The 25,032-nt window shown below is 74.1% G+C and carries 24 protein-coding genes and 1 pseudogene; 7 read left to right on the top strand and 18 right to left on the bottom strand.

Annotated elements, in window-relative coordinates:
* Positions 1-9: 9 nt before the first annotated feature.
* The 6 genes from ACTVZO_RS35965 to ACTVZO_RS35940 form a co-directional block, all read right to left on the bottom strand.
* Entirely contained in the window at positions 10-363 is a 354-nt protein-coding gene (locus ACTVZO_RS35965; protein ID WP_443302329.1) for an RICIN domain-containing protein, read from the bottom strand.
* Between the two features lie 82 nt (positions 364-445).
* Positions 446-1,567 (bottom strand): alpha/beta hydrolase, encoded by a 1,122-nt coding sequence (locus ACTVZO_RS35960; RefSeq protein WP_443302328.1) that lies wholly within the window; start codon positions 1,565-1,567, stop codon positions 446-448.
* A 160-nt stretch (positions 1,568-1,727) separates the two neighbouring features.
* Complete coding sequence (locus ACTVZO_RS35955; RefSeq protein ID WP_443302327.1) at positions 1,728-2,273, bottom strand: hypothetical protein; 546 nt, start codon at positions 2,271-2,273, stop codon at positions 1,728-1,730.
* Between the two features lie 126 nt (positions 2,274-2,399).
* Complete coding sequence (locus ACTVZO_RS35950; protein ID WP_443303376.1) at positions 2,400-4,289, bottom strand: potassium channel family protein; 1,890 nt, start codon at positions 4,287-4,289, stop codon at positions 2,400-2,402.
* Positions 4,290-4,410: 121 nt separating this feature from the next.
* Positions 4,411-5,367, bottom strand: a complete 957-nt coding sequence (locus tag ACTVZO_RS35945; protein ID WP_443302326.1) for an NmrA/HSCARG family protein — start codon at positions 5,365-5,367, stop codon at positions 4,411-4,413.
* 61 nt (positions 5,368-5,428) lie between these two features.
* A complete protein-coding gene (locus ACTVZO_RS35940; protein WP_443302325.1) occupies positions 5,429-5,722 on the bottom strand; it encodes a hypothetical protein in 294 nt (97 codons plus the stop codon).
* Positions 5,723-6,278: 556 nt separating this feature from the next.
* Between ACTVZO_RS35940 and fusA the strand changes: the two genes are divergently transcribed.
* The 4 genes from fusA to ACTVZO_RS35920 all read left to right on the top strand — a co-directional run bounded on the left by fusA (position 6,279) and on the right by ACTVZO_RS35920 (position 10,525).
* On the top strand, positions 6,279-8,363 hold the full coding sequence (gene fusA, locus ACTVZO_RS35935) for an elongation factor G (protein ID WP_443302324.1): 2,085 nt from the start codon (positions 6,279-6,281) through the stop codon (positions 8,361-8,363).
* Positions 8,364-8,506: 143 nt separating this feature from the next.
* Positions 8,507-9,049: an FABP family protein gene (locus ACTVZO_RS35930; RefSeq protein WP_443302323.1), complete on the top strand. Its 543-nt coding sequence runs from the start codon at positions 8,507-8,509 to the stop codon at positions 9,047-9,049.
* Between the two features lie 146 nt (positions 9,050-9,195).
* Positions 9,196-10,038 carry a polysaccharide deacetylase family protein gene (locus ACTVZO_RS35925; protein ID WP_443302322.1) on the top strand — a complete coding sequence of 281 codons (843 nt, stop codon included), beginning with the start codon at positions 9,196-9,198 and terminating at the stop codon, positions 10,036-10,038.
* Entirely contained in the window at positions 10,022-10,525 is a 504-nt protein-coding gene (locus ACTVZO_RS35920; protein WP_443302321.1) for an FBP domain-containing protein, read from the top strand. Before ACTVZO_RS35925 ends, ACTVZO_RS35920 begins: the two co-directional genes overlap by 17 nt.
* A gap of 47 nt (positions 10,526-10,572) precedes the next feature.
* On the opposite strand, the gene ACTVZO_RS35915 is transcribed toward ACTVZO_RS35920, so the two are convergent.
* Positions 10,573-11,100, bottom strand: coding sequence for a DoxX family protein (locus ACTVZO_RS35915; protein ID WP_443302320.1), 528 nt, complete (start codon positions 11,098-11,100; stop codon positions 10,573-10,575).
* A 114-nt stretch (positions 11,101-11,214) separates the two neighbouring features.
* On the opposite strand from ACTVZO_RS35915, the gene ACTVZO_RS35910 reads away from it, so the two are divergent.
* A complete protein-coding gene (locus tag ACTVZO_RS35910; protein ID WP_443302319.1) occupies positions 11,215-11,727 on the top strand; it encodes a hypothetical protein in 513 nt (170 codons plus the stop codon).
* A pseudogene (locus ACTVZO_RS35905) lies at positions 11,724-12,038 on the top strand (ArsR/SmtB family transcription factor); the annotation flags it as partial. The gene ACTVZO_RS35910 and the pseudogene ACTVZO_RS35905, both read left to right, overlap by 4 nt.
* Positions 12,039-12,357: 319 nt before the next feature.
* Here ACTVZO_RS35905 and ACTVZO_RS35900 read toward each other — a convergent pair.
* The 10 genes from ACTVZO_RS35900 to ACTVZO_RS35855 form a co-directional block, all read right to left on the bottom strand.
* Positions 12,358-14,451: a SpoIIE family protein phosphatase gene (locus ACTVZO_RS35900; RefSeq protein WP_443302318.1), complete on the bottom strand. Its 2,094-nt coding sequence runs from the start codon at positions 14,449-14,451 to the stop codon at positions 12,358-12,360.
* Between the two features lie 306 nt (positions 14,452-14,757).
* Complete coding sequence (locus tag ACTVZO_RS35895; RefSeq protein ID WP_443302317.1) at positions 14,758-15,744, bottom strand: oxidoreductase; 987 nt, start codon at positions 15,742-15,744, stop codon at positions 14,758-14,760.
* A 9-nt stretch (positions 15,745-15,753) separates the two neighbouring features.
* Positions 15,754-16,023, bottom strand: coding sequence for a hypothetical protein (locus ACTVZO_RS35890; protein ID WP_443302316.1), 270 nt, complete (start codon positions 16,021-16,023; stop codon positions 15,754-15,756).
* A 29-nt stretch (positions 16,024-16,052) separates the two neighbouring features.
* Positions 16,053-18,128, bottom strand: coding sequence for a dynamin family protein (locus ACTVZO_RS35885; protein ID WP_443302315.1), 2,076 nt, complete (start codon positions 18,126-18,128; stop codon positions 16,053-16,055).
* Entirely contained in the window at positions 18,128-19,957 is a 1,830-nt protein-coding gene (locus tag ACTVZO_RS35880; RefSeq protein ID WP_443302314.1) for a dynamin family protein, read from the bottom strand. Before ACTVZO_RS35880 ends, ACTVZO_RS35885 begins: the two co-directional genes overlap by 1 nt.
* Positions 19,958-20,108: 151 nt before the next feature.
* Positions 20,109-21,542, bottom strand: coding sequence for an Ig-like domain-containing protein (locus tag ACTVZO_RS35875; RefSeq protein WP_443302313.1), 1,434 nt, complete (start codon positions 21,540-21,542; stop codon positions 20,109-20,111).
* 147 nt (positions 21,543-21,689) lie between these two features.
* Positions 21,690-22,196, bottom strand: a complete 507-nt coding sequence (locus ACTVZO_RS35870; RefSeq protein WP_443302312.1) for a GNAT family N-acetyltransferase — start codon at positions 22,194-22,196, stop codon at positions 21,690-21,692.
* Positions 22,197-22,252: 56 nt separating this feature from the next.
* Positions 22,253-22,756: an SRPBCC family protein gene (locus ACTVZO_RS35865; RefSeq protein WP_443302311.1), complete on the bottom strand. Its 504-nt coding sequence runs from the start codon at positions 22,754-22,756 to the stop codon at positions 22,253-22,255.
* The gene (locus tag ACTVZO_RS35860) at positions 22,753-23,094 is read right to left on the bottom strand and encodes an ArsR/SmtB family transcription factor (protein WP_443302310.1); all 342 of its coding nucleotides are present in this window, start codon (positions 23,092-23,094) and stop codon (positions 22,753-22,755) included. Before ACTVZO_RS35860 ends, ACTVZO_RS35865 begins: the two co-directional genes overlap by 4 nt.
* 4 nt (positions 23,095-23,098) lie before the next feature.
* A complete protein-coding gene (locus tag ACTVZO_RS35855) occupies positions 23,099-23,473 on the bottom strand; it encodes a VOC family protein (protein ID WP_443302309.1) in 375 nt (124 codons plus the stop codon).
* Between the two features lie 94 nt (positions 23,474-23,567).
* Here ACTVZO_RS35855 and ACTVZO_RS35850 point away from each other — a divergent pair, with 94 nt between their 5' ends.
* Positions 23,568-23,795 carry a hypothetical protein gene (locus tag ACTVZO_RS35850; RefSeq protein WP_443302308.1) on the top strand — a complete coding sequence of 76 codons (228 nt, stop codon included), beginning with the start codon at positions 23,568-23,570 and terminating at the stop codon, positions 23,793-23,795.
* A gap of 21 nt (positions 23,796-23,816) precedes the next feature.
* Here the strand turns inward: ACTVZO_RS35850 and ACTVZO_RS35845 are convergent, their stop codons facing one another.
* Complete coding sequence (locus tag ACTVZO_RS35845; protein ID WP_443302307.1) at positions 23,817-24,932, bottom strand: serine hydrolase domain-containing protein; 1,116 nt, start codon at positions 24,930-24,932, stop codon at positions 23,817-23,819.
* Between the last annotated feature and the right edge of the window lie 100 nt (positions 24,933-25,032).

Raw genomic sequence — 25,032 nt, 5'->3', positions numbered from 1 at the left:
GAACGTGGTTCAGGTGCAGGAGGTGAAGGTGGGGCTGGTGTTGGCGATGTAGCTGAGGTCGATGCCCTTGCCGGTGGTGCCGTTGACGATGGCGAAGCTGAAGTCGGCCGGGTCGGCGGCCAGGTTCCAGGCCTGGTGGCCGGGCGCGGAGTCGGTGACGACGTACGCGCCGTCGTCGCGCGAGCCGTTCTGTACGCCGAGGCGGCGGCCGTTGCCGACGGACGTGACGCTCACGCCCTGGAGCGCGGAGCCGTCGGCGCGGTCGGTCTCGCTCGCCGGGGAGGCCCCGCCGGCTCGGGCGGCGGCGACTAAGCGCAGCCAGGACGTGGCGCGTTCCGGCGCGGTGGCCGGGATTGCGGTCAAGGGTCGGGCCCTTCCTTGCGTTCGGCCGGGTCGGAGCGGTGGCTCGGGTGCGGCGGGTGACGCCCCGTGCGAGACGTCGGGGTCAGGCCTCGGCGGCGGCGAAGGCCGCCTCCAGGCGCGGGACCCAGTCCACGAGGTCCTGGCCCCAGCAGCCGCTCTCGTGGCCGCCGTGGCAGTTCTCGCCCCAGCCGGAGCCGTTGCCGTAGTTCACGTAGTGGTACGGGAGGCCGAGGGCGTCGAGCGCGGTTTTGGTGTTGCGCGCCGCCGACTCGGCCCAGAACTCGAAGTCGGACGGGTTGCCGTTGCCGGAGCCGGTGTAGACGGCGATGCCCATGCCTGCGAGGGCGGCCATGTGCGAGGTGGGATCCGCCGCGTTCCAGCGCCAGTCGGCGTCGAACACCGGATACGGGGTGCCGAAGATCGCGTCGCTGGAGACGGCCGGCCCGAACTCGAGGTTGCAGGAGGGACCGGAGCTGGAACCGCACAGCGGGGCACCGACGTTGGTGAGCGTGGCGACGACGGCCCCGCGGGTGACCATGTGGTTCCTGGAGAGGTCGTTGGCACCGGAGAGGGTGGCGACCTGGCTGAACAGGCCGGGGTGGCGCTGTGCGTAGTGCAGGGCGCCGAATCCGCCCATGGAGAGGCCCGCGACGGCCCGGCCCTCCTTGCCGGTGAGGGTGCGCAGGTTGGCGTCGATGAAGGGGATCACCTGGCTGATGTGGAAGGTCTCCCAGTTCTGCGCGCCGGCCGCGGTCTTCTGGTCGGCCCAGTCGGCGTACCAGCCGCGGCGGCCCCCGTCCGGGATGACCGTGATCATCGACTGGGCGGCGGTGAGCGCGGGGTAGGCGATCGCGGGGTTCCCCGGGTCGTCGGACGCGCCGTGCAGGAAGTAGAGGACCGGGTAGCGCCTGGCCTGGTCGGCGGCGTAGTCGCGGGGCAGCAGGATCCGGATCCGGTGCTCGCCCGCGACCTGCGGCGTGGTGACGGTGAGCACGAAGTTGGTTCCGGTGCCGGTCGCCGCGGCCGTCTGGGTCAGGCCGAACCCGTCGGTCATGGCGGGCGGCCCCGGGGGATCCGCGTGTACGGGCGGTGTGCCCACGAGGAGTACGGCCGCCGCCAGGGCGAGGACCGCGGCCTTCGCGCGCAGGAGGCGGGCGGACCGGGGCGATCTCGCCGGGCGGGAGCGAACGAGGTTGTCGGTCATGGCCCGAGTGTGGACCAGGCACCGCGTCAACTTGGAGTCTAGTTCTAGAGAGTATCTCGGATTCGTATGGCCGGAACCGGGTCGTTCGCACGGCCGGGGGCCACGGGCACCCGGCCGTGACCCCCGCCCAGCCGCGTGTCCGCGACCGGAAAGAGACGACCTAGCCCTTGCTCTTGGTCTTCTCCGCCAGGTCGTCCTGGAAGGGCTTCTCGCACGCGGGCCCGGTGTCGTTGGCGATGAAGCTGATCGCGTCCGTCCCGTCCACCCGGCCCTCGGGCTGGTGCCACGCCCTGATGTTCCAGCCGCCCTTGTCCATCCCCACGGTGACCGTGCTGGCCTCCTCGGCTCGCCCGGTCTCCTTCCAGCCCCCTTCGACCAGCGTGGCCACCGTGGCGTCGAAGGACTTCCTGGAGTCGGCGGGCTTGGCGCTGACCGCCTGCCACCTGATCGTGCAGGACTTGAGGCCCTCCGGAATCTCGTCCGCGGGCTGTCTCGCCGCGTATCCGGCCTTCGTCGCGGCGGTGTCCAGCTGCTTCCTCACCACCTCGATGTCCAGGCTGCCGCCCGAACCCGCCTTCGCCGCGGCGGAACCGCCGGCCGACGGTGCGTCACCGCCAGGGGTCCGAGCCGAATCGCCTTCGCTGTCGCACCCCGCGACCAGCAGCACCGCACCGGCGGCCGCGGCCGCCCACCTCGCCCTGCGCACGATGACGCATCCCCCTTCACGGCCGCGGACCCGTGCCCGCGATCAAGGAAGCAGTCTGCCACCGACCCGCACCGGCCCCCGAACTCCCTTGGCCCATCGCCCGGATGGCGGAACGGCCGCGGCCGGTCAGGACCGGGGGGCCGATGCTCCCGCGCGGCCGAGGAGCTCGGCCAGGCCCCTGCGGGTGGCGGCCAGGACCACGCGGTCCTCGGGCCTGAGGACGTAACCGGGGTGCAGCTGCCACACCAGCCCCGGGCCGGGGACCGTACCCTCGCGCGGGACGGTGGCCAGGTCGGGCCGGCGCTCCGCGGGCGAGGCGGTGTCGAGGGCGACGACCCGCCAGGCGCCCGGGCGGAAGGACTCGGTGACGGTCCGGCCTTCGAGCTGCGGGTGGCCCGCCACGTCGACGACGGCGAAGAGCAGCACCCGGCGCTCCACCGCTATGGCCCCGAGGATCTGCCGGCCCATCATCGCCCCGGCGAAGGCCGGGGCGGCGAGGTGGGTGACGCTGCGGCTGCGGGTGAGCGCGCCCGGGTGGGCGGCGCGCAGGGTGCGGTAGACGGCGGTCGCGAAGTCGTCCTCGTACAGGCGCATCACGACCCGGAGGTCGGGCTTGACCCCGCGCGCGTACAGGGCGGACTCCAGGTTGGTGGTGTCGGAGCTGGTCAGGGCGAGCAGGGAGTGCGCCCGGTGGACGCGGGCGGCCTCCAGCACCCCCTCGTCGGTGACGTCCCCGACGACCACGGGCACCCGCAGCCGACGGGCCAGGGCCAGGCCGCGGGCGCGCGGGTCGGACTCCACGCAGACCACCGGGATCTCCAGCTCCCGCAGCCGCGCCAGCACCCGGGTACCGATCTTGCCCAGGCCCAGCAGCACCACGTGCCCGGACAGACCGCGGGGCGGCCGGCGCAGCACCGTGGCCGTGCGGAAGGCGCCCAGCGCCTCGAGAGCGGCCGCCACCAGGACCGGCAGCAGCAGGAGGCCGACGAACCCGGCCAGGATCTGGAGCACCTGCCGCTGCGTCGGGGCGCCCACCGCCGGGTCGTTGATCGCGAAGATGTCGAGCAGGGTGACGTACGCGGCGTGCAGGGGGTGATCGCCCGTGGTCAGCCAGGAGGCCACGGCGAGTGCGGTGACGGCGGCCACGATGCCGGCCAGCGACCAGCGCAGCCTCCGGGAGAACAGCGAGGCCACCGGCAGGGCGGCGGCGCTGAGGCGCGGAGCCGCCGCCTGGGCGGGGCCCGCGTACGTCACCGTTTCCAGGGCCACGATGCCGCGTCCCGTCGCGGCCGCCACGGCGCGGTCGTCGGGCAACAGCTGGAGTCCGCGCTCCCCGCCGAGCACCGAACTCTCGCTGCCGGCCGGGTCGGTGGACGTCGCCGACAGCAGTGCGAGGGTGCACAGACCGGGATCGGCCGTCTCGCCGCGGCCCGGAGGCGTACGCTCCACCGCGCGCAGCAGCAGGCCGTCCGCCTGGACCACCTTGCTCGTCCCGGCGACCGCGCTCGCGGCGAGGGCGGGTGCGGCCGTGTCGGCGTCGGACAGCACCGTGGTCGCGGAGTCCCGGTCGCCCGGGTGGACCCCCGGTCCGGCGACGATCGCCGCCTGGTCCAGCAGGTCCTCGAGGTGTTCGCCGAGCTTGCGGTTGTAGAGCCGGATCACCAGCCGCAGCCGGGGGTTGAGCCGGCGGGCCACCAGGGCGGCCCGTACGTTGCGGTCGTCGTCCTCGTAGACCAGCGCGAGCGCGGCGGCGCCGGCCACCACCGCGGCCAGCACCTCCTCGTCCGGTTCCGCGGCCTCCACGATCCGCGGCTCCTCCGGCGGCCGCTCCCCCACCGGTCCGCGCAGTACCCGGGAGGCCGGGGTGCGCCCCCAGCGCCCGCGCCGCGCGGGCGGTCCCACCGCGAGCGGCGGCTCGCTCGCCGGCGGCACGACCAGCGTGACGCGTTCCCCGTACACCTCGCCGAGTTCGGCCGCCAGCCGGCGGGCCAGACCGTCGTCCCCGCACACCACCATCCGGCCCGTGCCGCCCGGGACATGAAGAACCTGCTGCGGAATCTGCACGGGCTCAGCATGCCGTGCGCCACCGGCACCGCACCGCGCGGGCCCGCCCGGCGGACCCCCGGGCCCGCGCGGGCTACTCGGCGAGCGCGGTGCGCAGTTCGTCGCGGTGGGCGGTGAGCCAGGTCCGGAAGTCCTGGAGTTCGGGGTCGAGTTCGCGGACGGCGGTCAGGTCGCGGGCCGCGGTGAAGCGCTCCGCGCAGTCGGCGTAGTACTGGAACATGTTCCCGGCTTCGTCGGCGCCCGGGAAGTCCTGCGCCCGGAAGGCGTCCGCGCTCAGGGGGCGGTAGCGCACGGTCTCGCCGACCGTCTCGGTGAGGGCCGCGGCCATCTCGGCCAGCGTGAGGTGCTCGCCGGCGATGCTGACGGTCGCGGCGATCAGGTCGGTGTCGCGTTCGAAGACGGCCAGGGCGGTCCTGCCGACGTCCGCCACGGCGATGCCGGAGAGCCTGCTGTCGCCCATCGGGAGGGCCAGCTCGAGGACTCCGTCCCCGGCGCGCCGCGGGGCGAACGTGGTGAGCAGGTTCTCCCAGAAGAAGGTGGTCCGCAGGAAGGTGGTGGGGACGCCCTCCTCGGCGAAGTAGTGGTCCGCCTCCGCCTTTCCGTCGAAGTGCGGCACCTTGTACCGCTCCTGGAGCGTGGGCATCCGCGGGTCCTCGAGCGGGACGCAGGTGCGGGTGTCCTCCAGTGTGGACCAGATCGCGTGCTGGATCCCGGCGTGGGAGGCCGCCCGGGCGAGGGCCAGGGCCTGGGCCTTCTCGCGCTCGGCGGACATGTGCTCCCAGAAGTTCGTGACCAGGAACGCCCCGTACGCGTGCTCGAAGGCGGGTGCCAGGCTCGATTCGTCGTCCATGTCCGCCTGGACCACCTGCGCCCCGAGCCGGGTCAGCTCCCCGGCCTGAGGCGAGTCCGCGCGACGGGTCACGGCGCGCACCGCGAAACCGCTCCCGGGGGCGGCCAGGATGGCCCGCACCAGGCTGCCGCCCTGCGAGCCCGTGGCACCGAACACTGTGATGGTCTTCTTCTCAGCCATGCCCTCCTTCTTCGCACACTCTCCGCGTCCGGGCTGTCACGCCACGCCACACGCAAGGGCTTCAGGGGCCCGGGCGGAGCGGTACGTCGGGCATGGGATAGCGCATGCCCGATTCCATCAGGGCGCACATCGGACTGTCGTCGGGGTCGCGCGGGCAGGCGAGGTCGATGGCGAAGGGCTGCGGTGGATCTCCCGGCAGCTCGGCCGTCAGCACGGTGCGGGCGGCACCGGGCGCGCGGCCCATGGCGACGGTCCTGCCGTCGACGAGCACCTGGACGGGCCGGCGCGGGCCCTCGTACAGCACGCTGATCGAGTGACCGTTCTGATCCAGATGGAATCGGTGCCGGATGGTCATCGCGCACTCCCGGAACGACGTGTTCCCTCCCTGATTGCATCGTACGGCGCAACGCCGCGGGACGGGCGCGTAACCCTTTGCGTGGCGGATCGTTTCTCCGTACGTCGCAGAAAACACTCGCGTCCCCCGCGGTGTCCGCGGCCCAGGGTCCGGGGAGCACCATCACTCCCCGGGCCCTCGGTCATCCGCCCCGGCGGAAAATACGGTGCCCCGGCGCGATCCGGTTCCCTACACTCGCCACACGCGCTGCCGACAGAGTGGCGCGCGCCTCATGCCGAGTGAAGAGAAGGGGAGCCGGGCCATGTGCGTTCACCGCACCGCGAACGCCTTCGCCACCCCGTCCCGGTACGACGTGATCCCGGTGTCTCACGCCTGACGGTGCCGGCCGCGCGGCCGCCACTGTTCCCCGTGACGCATCCTCAGCTCCCCGCCCCTGCCCTGCCCTTGCCGCGCCCGTACGGGTGCCGTCGCACGCGGGCCGGGCCGCCGGGCTCCGCCGTCCGGGAATCGCGCGCCCTTCTCTGATCGTTCGACATCCTTCGAAAGGCCCCGGGCCATGCGCACCAACCGGCGATCTGCCGCCACCACCGCCTCCCCCGCCAGCACCGTCCGGAACCTGGGCATCCTCGCCCACGTCGACGCCGGCAAGACCACGATCACCGAGCGCATCCTCTTCGCGACCGGTGCCATCCACAAGCGGGGCGAGGTCCACGAGGGCACGACCGTCACCGACTACGACGCCCAGGAACGCGACCGCGGCATCACCATCTTCGCCGCGGCCGTCAGCTGCACCTGGGACGGACACCGCGTGAACCTCATCGACACCCCCGGCCACGTCGACTTCTCCGACGAGGTCGAGCGCTCGCTGCGGGTGCTGGACGGGGCCGTCGCGGTCTTCGACGCCGTGGCCGGCGTCGAGCCGCAGAGCGAGTCGGTGTGGCGCCAGGCCGACCGGCACGGCGTACCGCGGATCGCGTTCGTCAACAAGCTGGACCGGGCGGGCGCCGATCTCGACACGGCGGTCACCTCGATCCGCGAACGGCTCGGCGCCGTACCGCTGGTGGTCCAGCTGCCCATCGGCAGCGAGGACGCCTTCACCGGCGTCGTCGACCTGCTGGCGATGCGCGCGCTGATCTGGCACGCCGGCGCCGACACGTACGAGACGGGGCCCGTCCCCGAACCGCTGCGCGAGGAGGCCGGCCGGCGCCGCCGGCTGCTCGAGGAGACGGTGGCCGAGCTCGACGCGGACGCGCTGGAGGAGTTCTGCGCGACGTCGGCGCTGACCGAGCGGACCCTGGCCCGCGGCCTGCGCGAGCTGACGCTGCGCGGGGACGGCGTCGTCGTGCTGTGCGGCTCGGCGTACAGGAACCGGGGGGTCGAGCCCCTGCTGGACGCGGTCCTCGCCTACCTGCCGTCGCCCGTCGACATGCCGCCGGTGCGCGGGACGGCGGACGGCGCGGAGGTGGAGCGCGCGCCCGATCCGGCGGAGCCGTTCGCGGCCCTCGCCTTCAAGGTGACCGCGACGCAGACCGGGCGCCTCACCCACCTGCGGGTCTACGCGGGCACGCTGCGCAAGGGCGAGTCCGTACTGGACGCGGGCACGGGCCGTACGGAGCGGGTGGGCCGGATCCTGCGGGTGCAGGCCGACCGGCACGAGGAACGGGAGGAGGCGGTGGCCGGTGACATCGTCGCCGTGGTCGGGGTGAAGGCCGCCCGGGCCGGTACGACGCTGTGCGCTCCGGGGGCTCCGCTGGTCCTCGAACCGCCCACGGTGGCCGACCCGGTGGTGTCGGTGGCCGTCGAGGCCCGCCGCGGCACCGACACGGGACGGCTCGCGTCGGCCCTGGCCCGGCTCGCCGAGGAGGACCCGTCGCTGGTGGTGCGGTCCGACGCGGAGACCGGCCAGACCGTGCTGTCGGGTCTGGGCGAACTCCACCTGGAGGTGGCCGTGGAGAAGCTCCGCGGCGGCCACGGGGTGGAGGTCGTCGTCGGGCGTCCGCAGGTCTCCTACCGGGAGACCGTGGTGCGCGGAGTGGCCGGCCTCGTCTACCGGCACGTCAAACAGGACGGCGGTGCGGGGCAGTTCGCGCACGTGGTGATCGATGTCGAACCACTGGAGGAAGGGATGACGGGCTTCGAGTTCCGCTCGGCGGTCGTCGGCGGCCGTGTGCCGCAGGAGTACGTGCGGGCCGTGGAGGCCGGCTGCCGTGACGCCCTCGCCGAGGGTCCCCTCCGCGGGTTCCCGGTGACCGGGCTGCGGGTCACGCTCGCCGACGGGGCGACGCACTCCAAGGACTCCTCGGAGCTCGCCTTCCGGGCTGCGGGCCGGTTCGCGCTGCGCGAGGCGCTGCGCGTGAGCACGGTGGAGCTGCTGGAGCCGGTCGCGGAGGTCGCGGTGACGGTCCCGGAGGACGGCGTGGGCGCGGTGCTGGGTGATCTCGCGGCCCGCCGCGGAAGGGTCAGCGGGTCCACCTCCCGGTCCGGGACCGCGGTGGTCACGGCGGCCGTGCCGCTGGCCGAGCTCTTCGGCTACGCGTCCCGCCTGCGCGGCCGCACGCAGGGCCGGGGCACCTTCACCACCCGCCAGGCCGGCCTCGCACCGGTCCCGCCCTCGGTCGCGGAGACCCTGGCGGCCCGGTAGCCGCCGGCCGCCCCGCCCCGCCCCCGCTCCCTTCCACGGGGAGGGGGCGGGGCGGGGCCTCGCCGCAGCGGTCCGGCACCGGCACCGGTCGCCGCACTAGGCTGCGTGCCCGGAAGATCCATCACGACAGGCAAGGTGCGCAGATGTTCGAATTGCCGCAGGAGAATCCGTACCCGGACAGCCACGTCCTCGGCGAGGGTCCCGAACCGCACCCGCTGCTGCGGCCCGTGCTGCCCCTGCTGGGGCGCTGGCACGGCCGGGGCCGGGGCGAGTACCCGACCCTCGAGCAGGACTTCCGGTACGAGCAGGAGGTCACCTTCAGCCACGACGGGCGCCCGTTCCTGCGCTACGAGGCACGCGCGTGGCTGATCGACGCGTCGGGGACCCCGGTGCGCCCGGCGGGCCGCGAGGCGGGATGGTGGCGGGTGACGCCCGACGCGTCCCTGGAGGTCGTCCTCGCCCATCCGACCGGCATCGTCGAGACGTACGTCGGGCGGGTGTCCGACACCGAGATCGAGATCGAGACGAAGGAGGTCGCACTGACGCCGCTGGCCAAGGAGGTCACCGGCACCCGGCGCCACTACGCGCTCCGGGGCGAGGAGATGACGGTCACCCACGACATGGCGGCGGTGGGACAGCCGTTGCAGCACCACCTCAAGGCCCACCTGCGCCGGCGTCCCTCGTGACGCCCTCCTGACGCCCTTCCTGGCACCGGCCGGACCGCTCGAATCACCCGGGTGCCCGGCAGGTTCAGGCCGGGCACCGGGGCACCGCTCTCGCATAGTCGTGGTGACGCCGCGGCCCCCGCGGCGTGGTGCCGGAGGGAGAGACCGTGGTGGATGCGGGACGACGAGCGGCGATGACCGCGCTGCTGGCCGCGGGGCTCGCCCCGTGCACGGGCGCCGCGGCCGCCCCGGCCGGACCTCCGGAGGCCACCCCCGGCACCGCCGCCGGGGCGGGCGGCCCGCGCCCGCCCGCCGCACTGCTCGGCGCCGAGATCCGCCGGCTGCCCACGACGCTGAAGGTCGTCGCGCTCACCTTCAACGCCGCGTGGGACGAGAGCGGGCTGGACACGGTGCTGGGCGAACTGCGCCGCCGCGGACTGCCCGCCACGTTCTTTCCGACGGGCGACTTCGCCGACACCCACCCCGCCGCCGTACGGGCCATGGGCGCGGCGCACGGCCTGGGCAACCACTCGTACAGCCACCCCTACTTCAGGGACCTGAGCACCGAGGAGCGCGCGGAGGAGGTCCGGCGCGCCGACGCCGCGATCCGCGAGGCGTCCGGAACGGAGCCGCTGCCGTTCTTCCGGTTCCCCTACAGCGCGACGACCAGGGACGCGGTCGCCGACGTGAACGACCTCGGCTACGCGGCGATCGAGTTCACCGCCGACACCAACGGCTACCTCGGCCCGAGCGGCGGCATGACCGTGGACAAGGCGGTCGGACGCGCCGTCGACGCCCTCAGGCCCGGCGCGATCATCCAGATGCACGTGGGCGGCAACGGGGACGGCGTCGTCCTCGACGCCCTGGCCCTGCCCCGGATCATCGACGCGGCGCAGGCCGCCGGCTATACGGTCATCGACCTCCGCAGCTTCCTCACCGAGGACCCCGATATTGGGATGCGCGCAGGTCAGGCCGTGCGTAGGGTCGATCCACGTGGAACCACTCACTGAGAAAAGCATCCGCTCGTCGTTCGTGAACTGCACCAAGGGCGAGGCAGCGCGGCTGCGGCTGCCGCTGGACTTCGCCGAACTGCCCTGGGAGGACCTGGACTTCCTGGGGTGGGTGGATCCGGGGGCGCCGCTGCGGGCCCATCTCGTCCTGCCCGGAGCCCGGGGTCCGGTGGGGATCTCGCTGCGCGTGCCCTCGGTGGGCCGCACCAGCGCGGTGAAGTCCAGCCTGTGCCAGATCTGCCTGACCGGTCACGCGTCGTCCGGGGTCACCCTGCTCGCCGCCCCGCTGGCCGGCGCCCGCGGGCGGGAGGGCAACACGGTCGGCATCTACGTGTGCGCGGACCTCGCCTGCCCCCTGTACGTGCGGGGCAAGCGCCAGCCGAAGCTGCGGGCCGGGCGGTACGAGGAGTCCCTCACCCTGGACGAACGCCTCGCGCGCATGTCGGGCAACCTGGACGCCTTCGCGGCCAGGGTCACCGCGGCGTGACCGGTCCCGGGCCCCCGCCGCGGCTCCGGCGGCGGCCCGGGCGGCGGTCACTCGCCGCGCGCCTGCTTCTCCTCCTGCGCCCTGGCGCGTTTGGCGACCACCACGGCGGCCGCGAGCGCGCTGCCCGCGAAGGCCAGGGCGACCGTCCACGGCTGGTCGAAGTGGTGCCGGGTGGCGTGGTCGGCGGAGTACCGGCCCGGTCCGGCGAGGCCGACGGCCGCCGCCGTGAACCCGAGGAAGGCCGGATACTCGAATCCACCGCCCTGGTTGAAGAACCCGGCGGGCGCGTGGACCGATACGGCCCCCGCCATGGCCCCCGCCGCGGCGGCGCCGGCAGCCGGAGTGGCCAGGCCCAGGACGAGCAGGGCCCCGCCCCCGGCCTCGCCCAGACCGGCCGCGATCGCGCTCTGCCGCCCGGGCTTGAAACCCATGTGCTCCATCGCCGCCGCCGTCCCCTCCAGGCCCGCTCCGCCGAACCAGCCGAAGAGCTTCTGCGTGCCGTGCGCCATCAGCACCGCGCCCGTGCCGGCGCGCAGCGCCAGCAGGGCGAGGTCACGGCGGTTGATGCAGGTCATCGGGTCTCCTCACGCAGCGGATGCGGTACCCACCATCCGTATCCGCTGCGCCACCACCGCCCACACATCTGCCCGCAGATCCTCCATACGGCCGGAACCGAGGCAAAGGACGCCATGGACGCCACCCACTTCGAGCAGGTCTTCACCTATGCCTGGGAGCACCACACGGGCAAGGGCTCCAGTGCGCTGTCCGTGGCGTACGAACCGGACGGGGCGGGCCGGCCACGGCGCTGGCTGCTGCTGGCGGCGCTGCCCGACTTCAGCGAGCTGCTGCCCTTCGAAGACGCCGCGCACGCACGGGAGTTCGCCCTGGCCGTACTGGAACTGCCCCTGACGGAACGGTTCCACGAGCGGGAGGTCGAGCTGTACGGGACGGGCCCGCGGGAGGAGCGCCAGGCCGCCCTGACGGTGGGCCGCGACCCGGCCGACGGGTTCCGCGCCTACTTCGCCTACCAGTCGTACTACGTCTTCCCCGGCCGCGACGGACTGCCGGGCCATACCGCGCTCGGGCTGGAGGTGGTCTGCGAGGACGTGGACGTGGCCCGGGCGCAGGCCGGAGCACGGGCCCTGCTCGCGGCCCTCGACGGGGCCCTCGACGGGGCCGGCCCGCCTACCATGGCCCCATGAGCGCGAGCCCGCACCCGGCAGGTGCACACGATGCGCAGCCGCGGGAGGAGCGGCTGGCGGTCGCGGTGTCCGTCCTGGCGCTGCTCGCGGATGCCACCCGGCCCGCGCTGCTGGACGAGCTGGGGCGGGGCGAGGCCGATGTCGGCACGCTCACCGGGGCCTGCGGGGCCGCCCGGCCGTCCGTGAGCCAGCACCTCGCCAAACTCCGCCTCGCCGGGCTGGTCACCAGCCGCAAGGACGGGCGGCGCGTGGTCTACGCCCTGCGGCACGGGCACCTGCGCCGGCTGGTGGACGAGGCCCTGAGCGTCGCGATCGGCGCCCTCCTGCGCCGTACTGACCCCCGGCGGCCGGGTGGTCCGCCGCTCCGCCGCGGACCCGGACCTGCCCCGCGCCTTCGCCGCACGGTTCGCCCTGTCCCACGGCTGCTGGCTGCTCACCTACCCGCTGGCGGGCCTGCGCGCCGCCGGGGCCGGGCTGCCGGTGACCGCACTGGTCCTCGGCGCCCTCTCCCTGGCCGCCACCGCGGCGGCCACCGCCGTCTGGCCGGCGCGCGGCCCGCTGCGGACGGCTGGCGGCACGGCCACCACTACGTCATCGACCGGCACCACCGGCGCTGGCCGGCCGTCGGCCTCACAGGGCCTTCGCGCGGGCGATGACCAGGGCGACGTCGTCGTGGTCGTCCGGCCGGCGCAGGGTGTCCAGGAGCCGGTCGCAGGTCTCCTCCAGCGGGCGGCTGGTGTCGGCGAGCAGCTCCAGCAGGAGGTCGAGGCGCTCGTCGATGGGCTGGTCCCTGGTCTCGACCAGACCGTCGGTGTAGAGGACCAGCTGGTCCCCGGGCTCCATGCGCACGGAGGTGACCTCGAAGGGGACGCCCCCCACGCCCAGCGGAGTGCCGGTGGGCAGGTCCAGCAGCCGGGGGGCCCGGCCGGACCGGATCAGGACCGGGGGGAGGTGCCCGGCGACGGCGATGCGGCACTGCGCGCGGTGGGGGTCGTAGACGGCGTAGACGCAGGTGGCGATCGTCTCCTCGAGGGCGTTGGTGGTGCGGTCCAGCTGTTCGAGGACACGCGTCGGGTCGAGCGACAGTTCGGCGAGGGTGCGGGTGGCGGTGCGCAGTTGTCCCATCCCGGCGGCGGCGTTGATGCCGCTGCCCATGACGTCCCCGACGACGAGGACGGTGGTGTCGTCGGGCTGGGCGATGGCGTCGAACCAGTCCCCGCCGATCTCGCTGGTGGCCGCGGCGGGGCGGTACCGGTAGGCGACTTCGAGACCGGGGGTGGGCGGCGGGTGGTGCGGCAGGAGGTGGTGCTGGAGGGCGAGGGCGGTGTGGTGCGCGTTGCGGTACCAGCGGGCGTTGTCGATGCACACGGCGGCGCGGGCGGCCAGTTCGCCGGCCAGGATGATGTCGTCGTCGTTGAAGGGCCGCGGATTGCGGGTGCGCTTGAGGTCGAGGGCGCCGAGCACCTCGCCGCGCGCGATGAGCGGCACGGCCAGGTACGAACGCAGGCCGGCGCGGGCCAGCAGGGCGGCCGCGTCGTCGTCGCGGGCGATGCGGGAGATGTCCCGGGCCTGGACGTGCGCGACCAGGACCGGATGCCCGGTGGTCACGGACCGGGTGACCAGCCGGTCCGCCTCGTAGCGGGCGATGTCGCCCGGCGGGTCCGCGGCGCGCACGGCCTCGCTCGGGTAGGCCGACGCCACGGCCAGGGCCCGGAACACCGCCGGTTCGTGGTCGGACGACTTCAGGCTGGGGCGGCCTTCGAGCACGGAGTCGAGGATGTCGACGGCGGCGATGTCGGCGAGCTCGGGCACGACCACGTCGGCGAGCTCGCGGGCGGTCTGGTCCAGGTCGAGGGTGGTGCCGATGCGGACGGTGGCGTCCGCGATCAGGGCGAGGCGGCGGCGGCTGTGGGCGATCTCCTTGGCCGCCTGGTGGCTCTGCGTGACGTCGACCACGGAGGTCGCGAGCCCCAGGACCCGCCCGGTGGCGTCCTCCAGCCGGTAGTACGAGACCGACCAGGCGTGCTCGTGGTGCTGGTCCCCCTGTGTGTGCCCCGCCGTGAACTGCTCGACCAGCGGTGTCCCCGTGGCCAGCACCTGGCGCATCGCCGCCTCCACCGCCCCCGCGTCGTCGAGGAAGGACAGTGCGTCGCGGACGCCGCGTCCGATGTGCTCGGCGGCGGGCAGCCCGTTGATGCGCTCCAGCGAGGGGTTGACCAGGACGTAGCGCAGGTCCGTGTCCAGGACCGCCAGACCGATCGGGGACTGGGCGACCAGCCGGGCGGAGAGGGCCAGGTCCCGCTCCAGCCGGCGCAGGCGCGTACGGTCCGTGGCGATCCCGAGGGCGTAGAAGTCCCCGTGCTCGTCGAGCAGCCGCATGTTGCGGAACTCGACCAGGCGCGTGCTGCCGTCCTTGTGCCGTACGGGGAACGCCCCGGCCCAGTCCCCGGCGCCGCCCATCACCCGGGCGAAGAGCTCCAGGACCAGGTCCACGTGGTCCTGGGACGCGAGCAGGCGGGCGGCCGGCCGGCCGAGGGCCTCCTTCGCGGTCCACCCGAACAGCTGCTCGGCCTGCGGGCTCCACAGGGCGACCCTTCCCTGCGCGTCCAGGACGACCGCGGCGACGTTGAGGACGTCGAGCAGCCCGCTCGGCGGGGACACCCCGGGCGCGACGCGCCCCGCGGTGTCCGCCCGGCCTCCCCCGAACGGTTCGGTCGCATCCATCCAAGGCGCTCCTTCCGGCGCGGCTCATTTCATGGTCCCCCCAAATCCGCCCTCCAGCCCTCCAGCCCTCCGGCCGCCCGCGTCCCGCCTGCCCGGCGGGCGGAAAGCGCACTGGTCAGCGGGTCTCCGTGAAGGTCCGGACCGGAACCACTCGGTCCGCATGGCCCCGCGCGCCCTGGGCAGGAGCACCGTACGGGGCGCGGCCTGGCCACCGGGCTGCGACGGGGCCGTGCCCCGGCTGCCCGGCTGCCCGGCTGCCCGGCTGCCCGGCTGCCCGGCTGCCCGGCTGCCCGGCACCCCCGACCGCTACCCGAGCGCCGCCAGGAGCTCGCGTTCGCGGGCGGGGCTGAGGCCTGCCCGGCGGGGGCGGGACAGGCCGGTCTCGCGCTCCCAGTCGAGGGTGTCGGTCAGGAGGGCCCTGCGCGGGCGGTGCCGCAGGCCGGCGGCCCGCGCGGCGGCGCCGCTGCGGGCGCAGAACCCGGCCCATTGCGGGTCGGCCATCCACATCGCGAGCGACTCCGGGCCCATGAACTCGGCCACCCCCTGCCCGAGCAGCCAGTCGCGGCCGGCCGCGACCACCGGGCCGGTGTGTCCGCCGATCTCCCTGGACAGGGCGATCCACTCCCCGAAGGACAGTTCCGGGCCGACCGCGTCGAACGTGCCGGCCGTCTTCTTTTCCGCGCAGTCGAGCAGCCACGCCGCGAGGTCCCGTACGTCGACCGCCTGTGTCGGGACGTCCAGCGGATCGGGCACCAGCATCGGCGCCAGCGGCTCGCGGGCCGCGCGGCCGACCCAGTACCCGGTGCGGCCGCTGTGGTCGCCCGGTCCGCCGATGAGTCCGGCCCGCGCGATGAGCAGCCGGTCGCCCAGTGCGGCCGTCGCGGCGCGCTCGCAGGCCGCCTTGGCCCGCCCGTACTCCTCGCGGCCGAGCTCGTCCGCCGTCGCCGGCGGCAGCAGTCCGGCCGTCTCGTCCGCGCCCGGCCGTGCGTGCGAGGCGTACGCGCTGACCGAGGAGACGTACGTCCAGTGGCCGGCCCGTCCGCCGAGGGCCTCCAGCGCGCCGCGGACGAAGCCGGGCTGCCAGGACACCTCGACCACCGCGTCCCAGTCCCGGCCCGTCAGGCCCTCGTACGCCGTCGCCGCGCGCCGGTCCGCGGCCACCAGCGTGGCGCCCTCGGCGACTTCACCGCTCTCTCCGCGGGCCAGGCACGTCACCCGGTGCCCTCGTGCCACTGCCTGCCGCGAGATCTCGCGACCCACCCATGCCGTTCCGCCCAGTACCAGGATCTCCATCCGGCCACCTCAACACGGACAACGGGCCTTGGCCCAGGGGCTTTCGCCGACAGCGGACCCGCAGCTGGACCGGCGCCCCTGCTCGCTCAGGCCGCCGCCGTGGTGATCACCAGCGGCGGCCGCGCAGGTCGGGCGGTGCCGGACGACGTCCCGGAAACCGCTGCGTTGCAGCAGGGCCGGGATCAGCGCCACGGGCCACGCGTGGTTGCGCACCACCTGCCAGGAACCGTCGGTGCGACGGAGCCGCACGGTCAGCCGCCGGGCCGCTCGGTCGGCCACCCTGCCCGGCTGCGGTCCGCCGCCGGGGGTCAGGGCTGCTCGTGCTCGGCCTCCGACACGAACGGCTGGAGGAAGCTGCCGATGAGCTGCTCGATCTCGGTGATCCGCTGTTCGTACGTGTACAGCTGGTCCCGCAGGACCGCCTTGCCGTGCTCGTCGTGCCGGGATTCGTCGATGTTGCGCTGGACGATGCCGATGAGGTCCTGGAGCTGGATGTGGAGCGTCTCGCTGATCCCGCCCCATACGGCACGCAGGTCGGCGGCGCGGCTGTCGGCGTACTGGCGCGCCGCCATCGTGGCCGACTCCTTGACGTGGTCGGAGAACTCCTGCGCCGCGCGGGCCTGCAGTTTGCCGTCGGCGAAGAGGACCGCCCCGGAGGCCATGAGCGGTCCGACGGCGGCGCCGATCGCGATCGCGACGCCGAGCGGGGGCACGGTCAGCCCCAGGGTGATCAGGCCGGCCGTGGCGGCCGCGGCCGTGCCGCCCGCGACGGCCGCCCCGGTGCCCGCGCCGATGGCCATGAGGGAGCTGGGCCGGTACATCAGCGGCACGTCGTCCCGGCGCCGTCGTCCGCTGCGGCCGTTGCCCTTGCCCGCCGTGATGGCCAGGGTGTAGAGGAGCTGGTTCTGGTCGCGCACCGACTGGGCGCCGGTGAGCTCGGCGCGCAGCTTGTCGAGGAGGTCCGCGTGCGCCCGGATCAGCGGTTCGAGCTGGCGCAGCAGATCGGACTGCTGCTGCTCGATGAACCGGTCGAGGCTCTGCGCGCAGAAGACCTGCATCCGATCCTGGAGTTGGGCGGTGTACGCGTCCATGAGCTCGTGCCGGGCGACCACCCGGCCGTCCTTGGTGAACGAGCGGATGGCACGGCTGAAGCGGCCGGGGCCGCTCGTCACGTGCCACTCGGAGATCTCGCCGCTGGTCTCGGACAGGAACGTGGCGAACCTCAGCTGGAGTGCGCTCTCGATGTCGAGGATCCGGCTGCCCACGATGTCGCGGATGGCGTCGGCACTGGTCCGCAGCTGGTCCTGGGTGGCCTGGCTGCGGACCAGCAGCTCGCGCAGTTCCGCCGTGGACTTCATCAGGATCGCGCCCTCGTCGTGCAGCCGCAGGCGCAGGTTGACGGCGTTGTGCCGGAGGAACTCGGCGAGCCGTACGAACTTCACCCGGGCCGCGTCGCGCATGCAGAAGACCTCCAGGGCGGACTCCAACTGGCCGATGCCCGAGGCCCGCAGCCCCTGCTCGTCCCCGTCGATCCGGGACTTCAGCGCCTGGAGCGCGCTCACGAAGTACACGTGGGGCGCCGCCGTCGAGTCGGAGTCGCCGCTGAGCTCGGCCACCGCGTTGCGGCAGCGGCTCATGACCTCCGCCCGCTCCTCCTGCTCGATCCGGTCGAACTGGTTCACCACGAAGAAGATGTCGCGGTGCCCGAGCCGTTTGACGCGCTCGAGGTAGTTCTCGGTCTCGTGGAGGGTGAACGGCCGTCCCGCGTCGGTGACGAACACGACGGCGTCCACCTCCTCGAGGTACCGCAAGGTCACCAGCTCCCGGTCCGGGCTCTCGTTGATCCCCGCCGAGTCGACGATCTCCACGGATCTGCGCAGCAGCTCCAGCGGCTGTTCGACCACGGCCAGCGCGAACGAGGGGGCCCGCGGCGCACCGTGGGCGTCGATCTGGAGGGAGACCTCCCGCTTGAACTCCTCGGTGGTGACGGCCTTCTCGCCGCCCCGCCGGTCCGCGTCCCGGTAGAGCCAGGCCCGCTCGGTCTCGCCCCAGCGCAGGACCGTGGTGAACGCGGTCGCCGGATTGGCCTTGGTGGGCAGCAGCCGCTTCCCCAGCAGGGCGTTGATCAGGGTGCTCTTACCGCTGCTGAACTCGCCGAGCACCATGATCCGGAAGGTCTCGCGCTCGAAGACGGCCCCGTTGATGCCCAGTTCCAGCGCCCCGGCCGGGCCGCCGGGCGGGGCGACGGCCTCCGCCGCCTCACCGGCCACCTGGTGCAGTCGCCGGTAGTACGAGCGCAGCGCTCCGATGTTGTCGCTCCAGCCGCGAAAATGCGTGGCCGGCGACTCCTGGCCGGGTGACGGCTGCGGGGTCTCGTGTTCCATCAGGCCCCTTCCAGGGGGGAGAGGTGGGCGTGTACGGCACGGCTCAGCGACCGCGCGGTGCGGCGCAGCGAGCTCCAGTGCCCGAAGGAATCGGGGCGGGCTGCGACGGCCGTCGTGTGCAGCCGCCACCACTGCTCGTCGCGGTCCCGGGCCTCGCTCAGCAGGCGGTCGTACACCTGGCCGATCCGTGCGTCCGTACGGGCCACCTGTTCGGTGAAGGCGGCCTCGACGATCCGCTCCAGGTCGTCGATGGTGCGCTCGCGGCGCTCCGCCTGGCCGTGTTCGAGCGCCTCGGTCACCAGTGCCGTGCCGGCCGCGCCGGCGATCTGGGCGACGACCTCGGTGGAGACGGGGGTCAGCACGCTCTCGATGGCCGTGCCGACGAACTCCGGCAGCCAGGAGGCGTCCCAGCCGGTCGCGTTCTGCGATTCGGCGGCCGCCGCGGTGTCGGCGACGCCGGGCAGGGCCGCCGTCGGCACGATCCGCCGGGTGTCCGGGGCGGCCAGTCCCTGGAAGAGTTCCTCGCCGGGCCGGTTGCGCAGCAGGACGTCCCGCAGCCGGCGGGTGTCCTGTTCGAGCACCCGGTCGACGGTCACCGTGATCCAGGATTCGAAGCGCTGGAGCGCTTCCGCGGTGTACGGGATCGTGTGCAGCCGGATGAAGTGCTGTTCCTCCGGGGTCTCCAGCATCCCGGAGAACCGGGAGGCGAGTTCGCGCGTGGCGGCGGCCCGGCGCCTGCGTGCCTCGGCGGCCATCGCCGAGACGAGCGCGGCGCGCCACTCCCCCACGTCGGCGCTGAGCACGATCCAGTGGAATCGGGCGCTCTCGTGGGCCGTGTGCCAGATCTGTGCGGCACGGGCCCGGACCGGATCGGAGCGGTCCGCGTCCGCGAGGGCCCGGGCGGCGGCCTCCTCGACCAGGTCGCAGGTGGCCGCGAGGAGGTACAGCCTGCGGATCGTCCGTAACGCGCGGCGCAGCCGGACGCCGGCCAGCTGGGCGAGCACCGAGCGCAGCCGGTCGATCCCGTCCGCCGTTTCGGCCGGCGACGCCGTGCCGGACGTGCGCACCGGTCCGGGCTCCACCAGCGCCTCCGGCGCGAGGATCCCGACGAGGTGCCGGACGCGGCGCAGGATGTCGGCCGCCTCGTCCTCGACCTCGTCGAGCTTGGTGACGACGACCGCCAGGGGCGGTGTGTGCGGGGCCGCGGCCAGCGCCTTGATCCTGGCCTGTTCGGTGGCGAGCATCGCCCGGCGGGCCTCGGTGACCACGACCACCACGTCGCCGTCGGCCACGATCCGGGCGAGGGCGGCGGTGTCGGGCTGCCGTACCCCGGACCAGCCCTCCCAGCCGGGTGTGTCCACGAGTTCCACCCCGGCCCGGGCCAGCCACGAATCCGCCGGCACCCGGACCGCTACGGTGCGCGGCTGCGCAGGGTCGGAGGCCGCGGGACCGGCGTCGGCGGAACCGGGGTCGGCGGAACCGGGGTCCGTGGGGCCGGCCTCCGTGGGGCCCGCCTCCGTGGGGCCCGCGTCGGCCGGACCGGCGGCGGGGGCCGGGCGGACGACCACGGGCGGGCCCTTGGTCGGATGGACGGACACGGGCAGGCAGTCCGTGCCGATCAGGTCGTTGACGAGCCGGGACTTGCCGACGTTGCTGCCGCCGATGACGCAGATGCGGGCCAGCGGCGATTCGGCCCTGCGGGCGGCCCGGCGGATCAGCGAGGCCGCCGAGTCCGCTCCGGCCTGGTCCGCGAGCAGGGCGACCCGCTCGGCCAGTTCACCGACCGGCTCGTGCCTCGGCTCGTCCTGTGGCCGATCCCGGCCGTGCATCCCCGTACCGCCCACCGCTCCGCCACCCCACCCCGTCCCGACCGGCCCGCCGCGACCATGATGCCAACGGACGCGGCCCGGCGTCGGCGATTCGGATCAGCCGGCCTTCGGTTCGGGGGACGGGTTCGGGGGGCGGGTTCAGGTGGTCGGTTCAGGTGGTCGGATGCAGCCGGGCCGGTGCGTGCGGCTCCGCACCGAGCCGGCGCGCGTCGGTGGCGGCCAGGGCGCTGCCGGCCAGCCAGCTGTCCCAGTCCACGTTCCAGTCGCCGAATCCGTTGTCGAAGGGGGCCATCTTCTCGCCACCGCTGTTGACCACCTCGACGATGTCCCCTTCGCGCACCGTCTCGAAGAACCAGGCGGCGTCCTCGGTGCTCATACCGGTGCAGCCGTGGCTGACGTTCGCCTCGCCCTGTGCCTCGACCGACCAGGGCGCGGCGTGGATGTACTCGCCGCTCCACGTCACCCGGGTCGCGTAGCGGACGGGCAGGTCGTAGAACTCCTTGGTGCCGCGCTTGATCCCGACGCTGTCGCCCCGCATCCGGACCTTGGACTCCTTGCGCAGCACGACCTTGATGCCCGCGCGCGTCCGGAACCCGGCCTTCCCGGTGGTGACCGGGATCGTCCTGATGACCCGTCCGTTGCGGCGTACGGTCATCTCGTGGGCGGCGGAGTCGGTGAGGGCCTCGATCCGGTCCGCGACGGTGAACTCCAGCGGCTCCGAGGGGCCGCCGTGGCCGAGGCCCCCGAGCTCGACCCCGTCGAGGCCGCTGCGTACGCGGACCACGGTGTGGGCGGGCCAGTAGGTGCGCGGCCGGTAGTGCAGCGTCGAGGCGTCGACCCAGTGCCAGGCGCCCTCGACCTGGGGTTCCGAGGTGACCTGGAGGGCCTGTTCCACCCGCTCGCGGGCCAGCGGGTCGGCGGCCGGCACCGGGCGGCTGAGATCGGCGGTGACGATCTCCCCGGCGCCGTACGTGCCGGGGCCGGGCCCGAACTCGGCCGTCAGCCGGCCCCCGTCGGCGGGCGGGGCGGTCCTGAAGGCCATGGTCACGCCGACCGGGGTGCCGGCCGCGTCCTGGGCACCGACCTGCACGGTGTACGTCTCGCCCGCCCGCAGCGGTTCGGTGTTGAGCCAGCGGCCGCTGTCGGCGCTGAGCTCCCCGGCCAGACGGCGGCCGTGGCCGTCGGTCACGGTGACGTCGGTGAGGCGGCCCGGTTCGGCGAGGGCGATCTCCAGCGGCGCGTCGGCGTCCGTGGGCAGCGCGTCCGCGTGGGCGCCGGCCGGCTCCCCGACGGCGGGCATCCGCAGGACGGTGCCGCTGCCGCGGGCGGTGGCCCGGACCCGCTCCTCCCGCCAGCCGGCGCACAGCCCGGGCCGTGAGGTGGGGACGGTGCACCGGCCGACGCCCGTCCGGCCGCCGTCGTCCACGGCCCGTCCGACCAGCAGGGTGACGGCGGCCTCCTTCGGTCCGCGCCCGGCCGGGTGCTCCGCGGCGTCCGCGTCGGACGCCCGGCCCGGCGCCGCCGCGGCCACCAGCATGGCTCCCGTCACGGCGGCCACCACGCCCCACGCCTTGGTCAGTTGCATTCGTTGCCCTCCCAGATCTCACGCGCCCGGATGGCAGCATCAAAACGATCGGGAGCCAAAATGATGATCATGAACTCGGCTCTGCGGCCGAACGAGCACCCCAAGTGAACTCGTACGGAGCACAACCCGGGGCCGGCGGGCGCGCCGTCAGAGGGCCCGGCGCATGCAGACCCGCGGCCAGCGGTCCAGGCCGTGGCGCGCCTCCTGTTCGCGGATCTCCCGCAGGCCCGGCGCGAGGGCCGCCTCGTCGAGCGGCAGGAATCCGCAGCGCGCGTAGTACGGGGCGTTCCAGGGGACCTCGGTGAACGTGGTGAGGGTCAGGGCGGGAGCCCCTTCGCGGGTGGCGTACGCGGCCAGGTGGTCCAGGAGCGACCGGCCGATGCGGCGGTGGGCACTGTCCGGGTGGACCGACACCTGCTCGACGTGGAGGTTGCCGTCGACGCGGTCGGCGATCAGGTACGCGACCGGGGTGCCGGCCTGGCCCGTGGCGACCCAGGCCAGCCCGGCCCGCCGGTAGTCCGCGAGTTCGGCGAGCGGAAGCGGCTCGTCGTCGGCGATCTCCGGCATGCCGATGTCCCGGAAGCACCGTCCGGCCGCCCTCTCGATGTCCTGGAGGAGGGGCAGTTCGTCCAGGCGTGCTGCTCGTATGCGCATGGACGCATTGTCGGGGCCCGGCCGGGCGGCGGCACGCGATTTCGGCGGCGGTCGGATCAGGCCGGACCAGGTCGGGGCAGGTCGGGGCAGGTCCGTTCCAGAACGGCGCTCAGGGCCTGCATGACGTGGCTGCGCCACCCGCCGCCCATGACGGTGCGGGCCATCATCTGGGCCGGGTCGTCCGGGTCGAAGCCCTCGTGGAGCAGGAGGAGCCGGGTGCCGCGGCCCTCCGGTTCGAGGGTCCAGGTGATGGTCCAGTCCTCCCCGCCGGCGTCGGGGGCGGCGGCGTCCCTCCAGCGGACGGAGAGCATCCGCGCGGTCTCGTAGGCCAGCACCTCGCCCGCCGTCGTGCCGGAGTAGCCGGTGTTCGGGCGGGGCAACGAGGTCATCGTGTAGCGGTGGCCGACTTCGAGGCGGAAGTCGTTGGGCATGAGCCACTGGGCGATCAGGTCGGACTCGGTGAGGGCGCGCCAGACCTTCGCGGGCGGGTGGGGCAGGAACTGGTCGACGCGGACGGTGGTGAGGTCCTCGTCGGAACCCTGGTCGGAGGCTGAGTTCATGTCTCATCGTCGGGCATGCGGTCGAGGAGATCACCCAGGCCCTTGAGCCTGTCGCGCCAGAACCGCTCGTACGGATGGAGCCAGTCCTGCACGTCGGCCAGCGGCGCCGCCTCCAGGCGGTAGATCCGCTGCCGGCCGGCGCGTTCCTCCGAGACGAGCCCGGCCTCCCGCAGCACCTTCAGGTGCTCCGAGAGGCTCGGGCGGCGCATGTCGAAGTGGTCGGCGAGGGACTGGACGGGCTGCGGACCGCGCTCGCGCAGCAGGCGCAGGACTTCGCGGCGGGTGCCGTTGGCGAGGGCGGCGAACACGCGGTCTTCGGCGACACCCGTCGTGGTCATGGCGTTAGAAGCCTTCCTTCTCCGTCACCAGCATCAGGGTGTTGCCGTCGAGGTCGCGGAAGCCGGCCATCCGCCCCCAGGGGGCCTCGTCCGGACCGTTCACCTCGACACCGGCCGCCGCGAGCCGCGCGCAGTCGGCGTCGACGTCGGACGTGACCAACATGATCCCCTGCGCGGAGCCGGGCGTGAAATCGCCCATGCCCGGGCCGGAGAGCGTGAAGACGGTCCGGGCGCCCGCGGGGGCGACCTGGAGCCAGCGCATGGGGCCGACCTGGCGGTCGGCGCGGACCTCGAAGCCGAGTACGCCGGTGTAGAAGGCGAGGGCCCGGTCCTGGTCGGTGACGGGGAGGGTGACGAAGGAGGCGTGGGTGATGTTCACACCTCCACGATAGGTAGGAAATTCCCTACATGTCAAACGTAGGAGATTTCCTACCAATGAAGGGCTGCGGGCCGCCCTGCGGCGCGCGCACCTCGTGGACGACCGGACCGCAGCCCGCCACTTCTGGGACGCCCGGTACGCCCCGGAGCTCCACGCCTGGTGCGGGGGCACCGCGGACCGGCTCCCCTTCTTCCGCGCGGACGGCACTCCGCTCGGCGCCCGGGAGCTGCCCGGATCCGACCCCGGTCCCGCCGTCCGGGGCACCGAGAGCGGCGACTGCCTCGCGCAGATGCTGGAGCGGCTCGCCCCCGGGGCGGGCTGAAGCCGCCGGCGGGAGAACGGTCTACGCGACGGCGGAGCGGATCTCGTCCGCGAGCAGCCGGGCGGTCGTGTCCGACCGGGGGCTCACCAGGCGGGTACGCGTGAGGGCGAAGGACAGCCCGCGCTCGCGGTCGGCGAAGGCGATGCTGCCGCCGCTGCCGTGGTGGCCGAAGGCGGTGCGCTCCCCGGCCATGGCGGGCAGCCCGAGGAAGTAGCCCAGACCCTTGGCGTGCCGGGCCACGAGCATGAGGTCCTTCCCGTCCACGGCCACGCCCGCGGCGTACGCCGTCCGCTCCGGGGAGAGCAGCCGGACCCCGTCGACCTCGCCGAGCAGCGCCGCGTACATGCGCGCGGCGGCCCGCGCGCTCGTCGTGCCGCCGGCGGGCAGGTCGCTGAGCAGGTACGGGACGCGGTTGGCGAGCTCGGCGGTGGTCCACACGGACCGGTTGGGCACGACGTAGCGGCGGAAGGGCGCGGTGGGCGGGAGCGCCTCCAGGTAGGCCGCCCAGTCGCCCTCCACCAGCGGGGCCGTACGGCCGAGTTCGCTCCGCGGCAGGCCGAAGTACAGCTCGTCGCCGATGCCCAGCGGCTCGGTCACGTACGTGCGCAGGGCGTCGGCCGGGGTCAGCCCGGTGATCCGGCGTACGGTCTCGCCGAGGATCCAGCCGAAGGTCCAGCCGTGGTACCCGCTCGCGGAGCCGGGCTCCCACAGCGGCCGCTGCGCGGCGACGGCCGCGCACATCGCGTCCCAGTCGCACAGTTCGGCCGGAGTGACGGCGGCGGGCAGCTGCGGCACCCCGACGGCGTGCGTCAGCGCGTGCCGTACGGTGGCGCGCCCCTTGCCGTGCACGGCGAACTCGGGCCAGTAGTGGGCGATCGGGGTGTCGTAGTCGAGGAGTCCGCGCTCGGCCAGGACGTGGACGAGGGTGGTGGTGAAGCCCTTGCCGGTCGAGAAGCTGTGGACCAGCGTGCCGGAGGTGAGCGGGCGGCCGGCGGGCCCTTCCGCCCGGCCCGCGTGCGCGTCGACGAGCAGTTCGCCGTCCAGGTAGGCGGCCACCTGGAGGCCGCTCTCCCTGCCCGACTCCACGAGGCCGTCGAGGATCCGGCCGACCCTGGCCCGTACCTCGTCCGTCCTCACCCTGCGCCGCACCCGCGCATCATGGCACCGCGCCGCCGCTGTGACGGCACTCACACGATTTCTCGCTGACCCGTGTCGACCGGATGCTGTTCCCCGGGCG

This window comes from Streptomyces sp. IBSNAI002 (genome assembly GCF_052244475.1).
Classification (GTDB): Bacteria; Actinomycetota; Actinomycetes; order Streptomycetales; family Streptomycetaceae; genus Streptomyces.
The sequence above is the reverse complement of the archived record's forward strand: the minus strand, read 5'-3'. Positions and strand labels throughout refer to the sequence as shown.